At 58.1% G+C, this 7,878-nt stretch carries 10 protein-coding genes; 6 read left to right on the forward strand and 4 right to left on the reverse strand.

Annotated features, from left to right (window positions below):
- Nucleotides 1-36 precede the first annotated feature (36 nt).
- The 5 genes from VL15_RS12320 to VL15_RS12335 are packed head-to-tail and all read left to right on the forward strand — an operon-like array spanning nucleotide 37 to nucleotide 3,634.
- The gene (locus tag VL15_RS12320) at nucleotides 37-1,470 is read left to right on the forward strand and encodes an N-acetylmuramidase domain-containing protein (RefSeq protein ID WP_230684435.1); all 1,434 of its coding nucleotides are present in this window, start codon (nucleotides 37-39) and stop codon (nucleotides 1,468-1,470) included.
- A complete protein-coding gene (locus tag VL15_RS41915; RefSeq protein ID WP_155420194.1) occupies nucleotides 1,457-2,131 on the forward strand; it encodes a hypothetical protein in 675 nt (224 codons plus the stop codon). The genes VL15_RS12320 and VL15_RS41915 overlap by 14 nt, the downstream gene beginning before the upstream one ends.
- On the forward strand, nucleotides 2,128-2,379 hold the full coding sequence (locus VL15_RS39940; RefSeq protein WP_080970806.1) for a PAAR domain-containing protein: 252 nt from the start codon (nucleotides 2,128-2,130) through the stop codon (nucleotides 2,377-2,379). The genes VL15_RS41915 and VL15_RS39940 overlap by 4 nt, the downstream gene beginning before the upstream one ends.
- Nucleotides 2,376-2,972, forward strand: a complete 597-nt coding sequence (locus tag VL15_RS12330; RefSeq protein ID WP_048245800.1) for a hypothetical protein — start codon at nucleotides 2,376-2,378, stop codon at nucleotides 2,970-2,972. The genes VL15_RS39940 and VL15_RS12330 overlap by 4 nt, the downstream gene beginning before the upstream one ends.
- Nucleotides 2,969-3,634 (forward strand): hypothetical protein, encoded by a 666-nt coding sequence (locus VL15_RS12335; protein WP_048245801.1) that lies wholly within the window; start codon nucleotides 2,969-2,971, stop codon nucleotides 3,632-3,634. The genes VL15_RS12330 and VL15_RS12335 overlap by 4 nt, the downstream gene beginning before the upstream one ends.
- Nucleotides 3,635-4,078: 444 nt before the next feature.
- On the opposite strand, the gene VL15_RS12340 is transcribed toward VL15_RS12335, so the two are convergent.
- Both VL15_RS12340 and VL15_RS12345 read right to left on the reverse strand, forming a co-directional pair.
- Nucleotides 4,079-4,447, reverse strand: a complete 369-nt coding sequence (locus VL15_RS12340; RefSeq protein ID WP_048245802.1) for an antibiotic biosynthesis monooxygenase family protein — start codon at nucleotides 4,445-4,447, stop codon at nucleotides 4,079-4,081.
- A gap of 34 nt (nucleotides 4,448-4,481) precedes the next feature.
- Complete coding sequence (locus VL15_RS12345) at nucleotides 4,482-4,928, reverse strand: MarR family winged helix-turn-helix transcriptional regulator (protein ID WP_048245803.1); 447 nt, start codon at nucleotides 4,926-4,928, stop codon at nucleotides 4,482-4,484.
- Between the two features lie 294 nt (nucleotides 4,929-5,222).
- Between VL15_RS12345 and VL15_RS12350 the strand changes: the two genes are divergently transcribed.
- Nucleotides 5,223-5,612, forward strand: a complete 390-nt coding sequence (locus VL15_RS12350; RefSeq protein WP_155420195.1) for a hypothetical protein — start codon at nucleotides 5,223-5,225, stop codon at nucleotides 5,610-5,612.
- Between the two features lie 166 nt (nucleotides 5,613-5,778).
- On the opposite strand, the gene VL15_RS12355 is transcribed toward VL15_RS12350, so the two are convergent.
- Together VL15_RS12355 and VL15_RS12360 are read right to left on the reverse strand one after the other, a co-directional pair.
- Entirely contained in the window at nucleotides 5,779-7,155 is a 1,377-nt protein-coding gene (locus VL15_RS12355; protein ID WP_048245805.1) for an ATP-binding protein, read from the reverse strand.
- Nucleotides 7,152-7,814, reverse strand: coding sequence for a response regulator (locus VL15_RS12360; RefSeq protein WP_048245806.1), 663 nt, complete (start codon nucleotides 7,812-7,814; stop codon nucleotides 7,152-7,154). The genes VL15_RS12355 and VL15_RS12360 overlap by 4 nt, the downstream gene beginning before the upstream one ends.
- Nucleotides 7,815-7,878: the final 64 nt, after the last annotated feature.

A 7,878-nucleotide genomic window follows, 5' to 3' on the forward strand; every position in this document is an offset into this window, starting at 1 on the left:
GCCCGTTCTTTTAAAGTGACTTGTCAAAGGTAACAGATGACGCAACCGAATCATTCGTCTCGTAAGCCTCAACCGGCGCCTCGTAAGGCGACGCCATCGCCTTATGTCGAAGTAGCTTTCGTGTTCAGGGATGCCCTGCAAAAGCCGATTGAAGGACTGTCCGTGCAAATCAAAGCTGGTACGGGCGTACCGCCAGCCCCTGCATGGAAACTTGGAACAGGCAGCGATGATCTGCCATCTGCAGTTCCAGTGGCAGCACAGGAATCCGCTTCTGCTCCCGGCGGTGCATCAGCTCCGGCAGAGATTTCAATTCCATCAATGGTGAATAACCAGATGGATGCAGTGACGGACATGGATGGCTACGCGATGACAATCCAGAACGCCGCACGTAACCAGCCGATCGATGTTCTAGTGAAGAATCGGCGTGGGGAATACGTGTTGAAGGCGACCGTGATGCCGAAAAAGGGTATCAGTGCCTTCACAATTGTCAGTCCCGAGTATCACCTCGAAGCAACTACGAGGATGACGCCAAAGGAGGCACTGGAGCAGAACCTTGATTTACCTGTTGTACAGCAGGGCGAGATCATGACCATAGAACGTCTGGTTCGCGAATTTGGACCGTACATTGGTTGGTCGCAGAAAGTCACTGAGCAAGGGCGAGTGAAGAAGGATTTTCAAACTCGCAAGAAGGAAATGGTTGAGGACAAGAAAACTCATAAAAAGAAAATAAAAGAAACAATTGAACATCACTATAAGGTCGTTGATACACAGAAACCAACAACTGTTGCATTTAATGTATTGGGCTCTCGACTTAATTATCCAAAAACAACTGAGATTTCTGAGTTGAAATTTAGGGAAATTGCGGGCGAGTTGAAAGTTGAGGTGGCTGCGTTGAAAGCGGTGGCGGCGACGGAATCATCTGGTGCTCCATTTTGTCAAAACGGATTGCCAAAAATTCGATATGAACGGCACTATTTTTTTCGAGCGATACAAGATGAGTCGCATTGGGAGGATCGAAATCTATCCAATATGATTAATTTATTTCCTCAGTTTCCAGATCTTTGTTTGCCGAAAGCGGGTGGCTATTCAATCGGTAAGAAAAAAGAGGGTGATGGCGGATGGGGGCATGAGGATGGCGATGTGATGTATCAGTACGAGCGACTGACTAGAGCTGCGGACTTAAACCTACCTGCTTCAATTATGGCGTGTTCCTGGGGGGTATTCCAAGTCATGGGTTTTTTCTACTATCGAATGGGATATTCAAGTCCAATGGAGCTAGCAAACAAAGCGATGATTGGTGTCGATGAGCAGTTCGAGATATTTGTGGCTTATATGACAAAGGTCAGTGTCGGAGCCTTGAGTGCTCTTCAAAAAAAGAACTGGGAGAAATTTGCAAGGAATTATAACGGGGCGGGATATCCCCTGGTCTACCCGGCGCGGATGGAGAAATATTACAATGAATTCAAATAAACTTCTTCGTCTCCTTTGCGCTGTTGTGGGGTCTTTACATCTGCATTGGGCAATTGCAGGGGAGATATCCCTATACGATGAGTCCCGGTTTGTTACTTTTTCAGATGGGGGGAGATTATACGGATATTATTCGGCTCATAATGAATTATTTTATTGTAGATTTTTATTTTATACAAAAAAATCCGTTCGCGTTTTGGGTGGGGGTTTTCCAATAGAAACATTTGATCTCGATTATCGTGATCAGAGGTACAAATATGCTCGAATTGACCCCGCGTCTTCTATTCGTGGCTTTTTGTCAAAAAAAAGTAAAACTATCACGATAAACACCGAAAGGCCGCGTGCTGGATGTCAGAGTGCGGCAGGATTTTTTCCGAGTGATGGCGGTCTTCCGTATACGGAGGTTGGGAGAATTTATGGTGTGGGAATTGGCGTTTTAAATAACAGATCGTCTATTTATAGAAATTTTGATTTGATCGATAGGATTGGCTATCTTTTTCCTGGTGATGTGGTTGTCGTGATTAAGCGAAAAGGTGAATATTCGTACATTCGTTATGTTAACCCGGATATGTTAATCGAAGATGACGATAAGAGGCACATCAAGACCGGCTGGATCCGTTCCGCTGACCTCGTGAATCCATTTCTGTCAACGAGCAAACCATGATTGATCTTATCCGTCTCGGCGATGAGACAGACCACCGCGGCAAGGTTGTAAGTGCCTCGCCAACCATGAGCTATGGCGACATTGCGGTCGCTCGCAAAGGTGATCGGATCACCTGCCCGCAGCATCCTGAAGTGCGCCCCAATGTGATCGAGGAAGGCGATGAAGAGATCACCGACGAAGGTGTTCCGGTTGCGCGTGCCGGTTATCGAGGCACATGCGGCTGCCACCTGATTTCGAGCGTGCGATGATGACTGAATCCGCGCAGTTCAATCCGTCGAGTTTCACATCCACCAGGGTATGGGTATTGCAGGAGGACGTAACCCGGAACCTGCTCGTTCAGCGTAAGGAACCGGACGCTAACGCAGTGAGTGGCTTTCTGTCCTATTTCGATGCGATGCTGGAAGCCCTGTTCTTGAAAAATGCGAGTGGTCTCCGGTGCATGCCGGTTCCCGCTTCGCGGTTCGATACCCAGCCGTTCCGGTCGGGAAATGGCTATGCCATCGCGCTGCACATGGGCTTTGCGGCCAGCCAGAAGCGGCTGATCCTGAACCGGGATAACCAGTTGTCTCGCATCACGATGACGGTGCGATGGGCTAGTGACCGTGACGGACTGGAACTGCCGGCGTATGCGGTTGCGGAGTTTGCCAGGTTGTACGAGGCCGCCGGGATATTTGCGTGGCGTGAAATGTTCTGCGACACGGACTGGAGCCAGGAAAAACTGGACCGCGTGACCGCCCAAATGGAATTGCCGGTCATACCGTGGAGAAAGGTCCGCGCCGAACAGTGTGCGCTGTTCAATTCGGAGTCCGGCCAGTGGCATTTTGTACCACTAAAGGTATGAATTACGAATGGAATGGGAAGCAGTATGAAGTCGGGTACTTTTTCATGGACCCGATTACGTATGTGGTGACGGTGGAAATTGAACCGGGACAGTTTGAATACGTCACAGAGGCATTGGGGAATGGCCGTGTCCTGGTATGTTTTCTGTCGCTGGCCGATGCGCATATCGAAGGGATGCTCCGAGCCAAGCCGGGATTGCAGTATCACGTAATGGAGGCTCGTAGCCTCCCGCCCCGATTGTTCTTGAATTCCGAGGGCGGACTATTCGCAATGCTGCACTTGGCGTGGGGCGTGGCGGAAGGTCGGATGATCTTGTGTGAGGATGGCGCACCCAGAAGGTTCGGAGGGCCGTTGACGAAACCGATCGGCGATCATGAGCCGATCACGTTCAATGTGAACGCGACCGCACTCGGTACGCTGGATCGAATTTACGAGCAGGCCGGGCTGTTTGCTTGGCGTGACACTTGCGAATGGATGCGGACGACGTGGAACCTGTCCAGGTTACAGACGATGGCGAGACGGGCGATCAGGTTGGCGCCGGCGGTAGCTTGGCCGAATGGTACGGGCGAGACCGACGCGGCGCTGTTTGATGTGGAGTTCGGTCAATGGCATGTTGTCTCGCGAGAGGTGGCCGAGGACATGCCGATGGACGACGGGGGGTAGGGTGGCATTTGCATATCGGGAATGCCAGAGATCACACGGTGTGATTTTTAAGCTGCCTTGTGGCAGTGCCAATTGCGGTTCGTCATGCCTCGCACCGGCTTCGGAGCCTTTGATACGCGATGGCCGCATCACGCGTGAAAAATCCCATTGAATCATGGACTTGGTGACCCGGTGCTCAGGATATCCACAAGCTTGCCAACAAAATCTGTGGGTAAGTAGCGCGGCTCGCGTGCGGCGATCGTGTTGTGCGCCACCGTGGCGTCGTGATGCGAACTGAGGCGAAGCGGCGCAAACGATGGCCATCGCACGTGCCGCGTCTGCATCACGCGTGCCAAAGTCCATCGGATCAAGGGTTTAGCGCTGCGGTGCGCAGGATATCCACAAGCTTGCCAACATTTTCTGTGGAGAAGTCCGGGTTTGCATTTGAGCTTACGCGGGGCAAATTCACGCGGTGCAAATTCCGGCCACGCCGACTTTCTGGAACAGGTGAGGGCTGATGACGGCCGACGACGGATAGGCCGACAGTTTTGCGACGAACTCGGGATGCGTGAACGCCGCGCGAAACGCGTCGGTCGATTCCCAGATCGCGTAGTTCAGGTAAGTCGGGCTGTCACCGAGCGCGCGATGCAGCTGGGTCGAGATGAATCCCGGCTGCCGTTTCATGAAATCGGCGTCGTTCTTCCATATAGCCAGAAAGTCCGCTTCGTCTGCGGGCGCCAGCGTGAACACGTTGACGAGGACGACCGGCTCCGCGGCGATGCCGAGCTGCTGCTGGATCGGAAAGTTCGGATCCATCGGTTTGAACTGGGACATGAGAACTCCTGTGGGTCGTGGGTCAATCGAGCGATCACGCGTGGCCTTCCTGGCCATGCGCGCGGGACATCGCCGACAGGACGCGAAGCGTCGCATCCAGGTCAGCGGAACTGAACTCGCCGGCGATGTCGCGAACGTGCTGTTGCCATTGCTCGACCACCGCCTGATAGGCCGCATCGCCGCGCGGCGTCAGTGCATACAGCGGCGATCGCTTGTGCGCCGGGTTGGGCAGCGACCGGACCAGCCCTTCATCGACCAGCACGTTGATCTGTTTCAGCACGGCTTGCCGCGTGATCCCCATTGCGTCGGCAATCTGCGGGATGTTCGGGGCTTCCGGCGCCATCGAGATGGCGCCCAGCACCTGCCAGCGCGCACTGGTCAAGCCGTGCGGCCCGGCAAAGGTGTTGCCCCATTCGATCAGCAGGCCGTTCAACCGGAATACGGATAACGCGACGGCGGTCAACTTCGCGGATTTCGTCATACTCGAGACACGGGATGAATTGACAACTACTTTACGTAATGGACAACTAGTTGTCAAATCCAAGATGCACGTCGTGGATCGAGGGCGGATAGGTAAACTTGTGCCGCGATCCGGCACCGATGGCACCGATGGCAGCGGATTGCCGACCGACAACAAGGAACCTGGAGAGCATCAGTGAGAACGATCCGGAAGACGATCGCCGTTCTGTCGCTTGTGTCCGCATGCAGTCCGTTCGCGCGCGCCTGTCAGCCGCCCGACTATCGGACCGCGTATTTCGGCGACGCGGAACAACACATGAGCGACGCACTCCGCGACAAGGTAGTCGACGACATCCGTGCCAATCACTACACGATCGTCGAACTTCGCATCGGCTTGCTGTTCTACCCGATCGTCAGGAAAGGCGACACGATCTACCTCGGCCACCAGCCGATCGCCACCCGGAACGATTCGTTCTGGTACCTCGGGCACGGCTATTACCAGTTGAACGGCCAGCTCTATTACCTGGGCGAACACGTCAGTGCCTATCCGCTCGGCGGTACCGTCGTCGTTCATGTGGAGGATCGGACCCGCCCCAGGCCGGATGATTATCCGCAGGGCCTCATGTATTGCAGGGTGGAGCAGCACGCGAGCATTCTCGAAACCTCGACCGGCCTGCGGGTCGAGCGGATCGTCGAAGACAATTGAGTCGAGGTCATCGCGGCGGCGCGCATGCGTGCATTTGCAGCGGCATGGCGCATTTGCCGCGCACGGACGACAAACCCTTTCCGATCAATGGCTTGATGCCGTTAATGGAAGGTTGTCCACAAGCTTGCCAACATAATCTGTGGAAAAGCGGCGTGGCACGCGTGCATCAGACTGGTGCAGGAAAGCGCACCGTGACAGTCAGCCCGTGCCCGCCGCGCGTGGTGCCGAGCGCGACCGTCGCGCGATGCTGTTCGGCGATCCGCTTGACGATCGACAGCCCGAGCCCGCTCCCCGACGACGTGACGGCCTGCGCACCCTCGCCGCGATAGAAGCGCTCCCACACGTCCGTGCGTTCGGCTTCCGGGATTCCGGGGCCGTCGTCGGCGACCTCGAGCACGGGCGTCGTGCCGTCGATGCGGGCGGACACGTCGACGCGCGCGCCATCGCCCGCATAGCGGATCGCGTTGTCGACGAGGTTGTTCAGCAGCACGCGCAGCGTGTCGGGATTGCCCGCGGTCATCACGGGCGACGCGACGATCGCGCCGAGATCGATCCGGTGCGCATCGGCGACGCGCGCGCGATCCGCGACCACCGACCGGCACAACGCGGAGAGATCGATGGGCGTGGACGCGGACGCGGCCGCTTGCGCATCGGGTTCGAGGCGCGCGAGCGTCAGCAACTGCTCGGCGAGGTGGCCGAGGCGCGTCGTGCCCGCGTGGATCTGCGCGAGGATGCGCTCGCGCTCGTCGGCGCTTGTCGCGCGCCGCAGCAATTGCGACTGGATCGACAGCCCCATGATCGGCGTGCGCAACTCGTGCGCGGCGTCGGCGATGAAGTGCCGCTGCAGCGTGAACGAACGATCGAGCCGCGCGAGCAGGTCGTTGATCGCTTCGGCGAGCGGTCGGACCTCGTTCGGCATCGACGCGACGTCGACCGGTTCGAGATTGTTCGCATTCCTGCGCTTGAGGCCGGACGCGATCGTGCGCAGCGGCCGCAGCCCCGCGCCGATGCCGAACCACAGGCCGATCGCCAGGACCGGCAGCATCGAGAACACGGGCCACAGCAGGTGCACGGCGATGGCCGCGATCGCTTCCCAGCGCGCATGCCGCGCTTGCGCGAGCCGGATCGTCGTGCCGCCGCGCTCGGTCACATAGGTGCGCCACGGCTGGCCGCCGACGTCGATGCTCGCGATGCCTTTCTGCTCGGGCGGCGGCAGGGTCGACTCGCGATCGGTCGAATACACGAGCGTGCCGTTGCGCCAGACCTGCAGCAGCACCGCATCGGGATCGCTGGCTTCGAAGCCGTGTTTGCCTTTGGCGTCGTTGCTGAACGACAGCTCGCCGTTCGGGCCGACGACGATCTGCTTCGACATGCTGCGCATCTGGTCGTCAAGCAGGTCGTCGAGCTCGCGCAGCGCGCCCCAGTAGGTGCCCGCGCTCGCGACCAGGCCGATCACGCACGCGGCCGGCAGCAGCCACATCAGCAGGCGCCGCCGCAGCGACGCGCTGCGCCAGCGCGCGATCGCGCGTTGCACGCCGGTCATGCGCCGTCACCGATCCGGTAGCCGACGCCGCGCACCGTGCGGATCATGTCGTGGCCGAGCTTCTTGCGCAGGTTGTGGATATGCACCTGCACCGCGTTGCTCTCGATTTCCTCGCCCCAGCTGTACAGCCGCTCCTCGAACTGCTCGCGCGAAATCACCGCGCCGGGTTCGCGCATCAGTTCGTGCAGCAGCACGAACTCCTTCGGCGACAGCGGCACTTCGTCGTCGCCGAGCCATACGAGGTGCTTGACGGGATCGAGCCGCAGCGGGCCGATCGAAAGCGTGGTCTGCGCGCGCCCCGCATGGCGGCGGTTGACCGCGCGGATGCGGGCCAGCAGTTCGTCGAGCTCGAACGGCTTGACGAGATAATCGTCCGCGCCGCTGTCGAGGCCTGCGATGCGGTCCGGCACGCCGTCGCGCGCGGTGATGATGATTGCGGGCAGGGTTTCGTCGCGGCGACGCAGCGCGGCGAGCACCGACAGGCCGTCGCGGTTCGGCAGCCCGAGGTCGAGCAACAGCAGGCCGTAGCCGGTCGAGCGCAGCGCGAGCGACGCGGCGTCGCCGTCCTTCACCCAATCGACCGCGAAGCCTTCCTGTCTGAGGCCCTGTTCGAGCCCGCTGCCGATCAGCGGATCGTCCTCTACGAGCAGTACGCGCATGGATTCCTGTCTCTTCAGCAGGGCGCCGTGGCACCCGGGGTTTTAGGGTCTGTTTACATAGGGA

The sequence above is a fragment of the Burkholderia cepacia genome, assembly GCF_001039005.1.
Classification (GTDB): Bacteria; Pseudomonadota; Gammaproteobacteria; order Burkholderiales; family Burkholderiaceae; genus Burkholderia; species Burkholderia theae.

Coding starts and splice junctions, on each gene's coding strand:
- VL15_RS12355 (WP_048245805.1), bottom strand. CDS start 7,155: ATGACCGGCGTGCAACGCGCGATCGCGCGCTGGCGCAGCGCGTCGCTG.
- VL15_RS39940 (WP_080970806.1), top strand. CDS start 2,128: ATGATTGATCTTATCCGTCTCGGCGATGAGACAGACCACCGCGGCAAG.
- VL15_RS12330 (WP_048245800.1), top strand. CDS start 2,376: ATGATGACTGAATCCGCGCAGTTCAATCCGTCGAGTTTCACATCCACC.
- VL15_RS12345 (WP_048245803.1), bottom strand. CDS start 4,928: ATGACGAAATCCGCGAAGTTGACCGCCGTCGCGTTATCCGTATTCCGG.
- VL15_RS12350 (WP_155420195.1), top strand. CDS start 5,223: ATGAGCGACGCACTCCGCGACAAGGTAGTCGACGACATCCGTGCCAAT.
- VL15_RS12335 (WP_048245801.1), top strand. CDS start 2,969: ATGAATTACGAATGGAATGGGAAGCAGTATGAAGTCGGGTACTTTTTC.
- VL15_RS12360 (WP_048245806.1), bottom strand. CDS start 7,814: ATGCGCGTACTGCTCGTAGAGGACGATCCGCTGATCGGCAGCGGGCTC.
- VL15_RS12320 (WP_230684435.1), top strand. CDS start 37: ATGACGCAACCGAATCATTCGTCTCGTAAGCCTCAACCGGCGCCTCGT.
- VL15_RS12340 (WP_048245802.1), bottom strand. CDS start 4,447: ATGTCCCAGTTCAAACCGATGGATCCGAACTTTCCGATCCAGCAGCAG.
- VL15_RS41915 (WP_155420194.1), top strand. CDS start 1,457: ATGAATTCAAATAAACTTCTTCGTCTCCTTTGCGCTGTTGTGGGGTCT.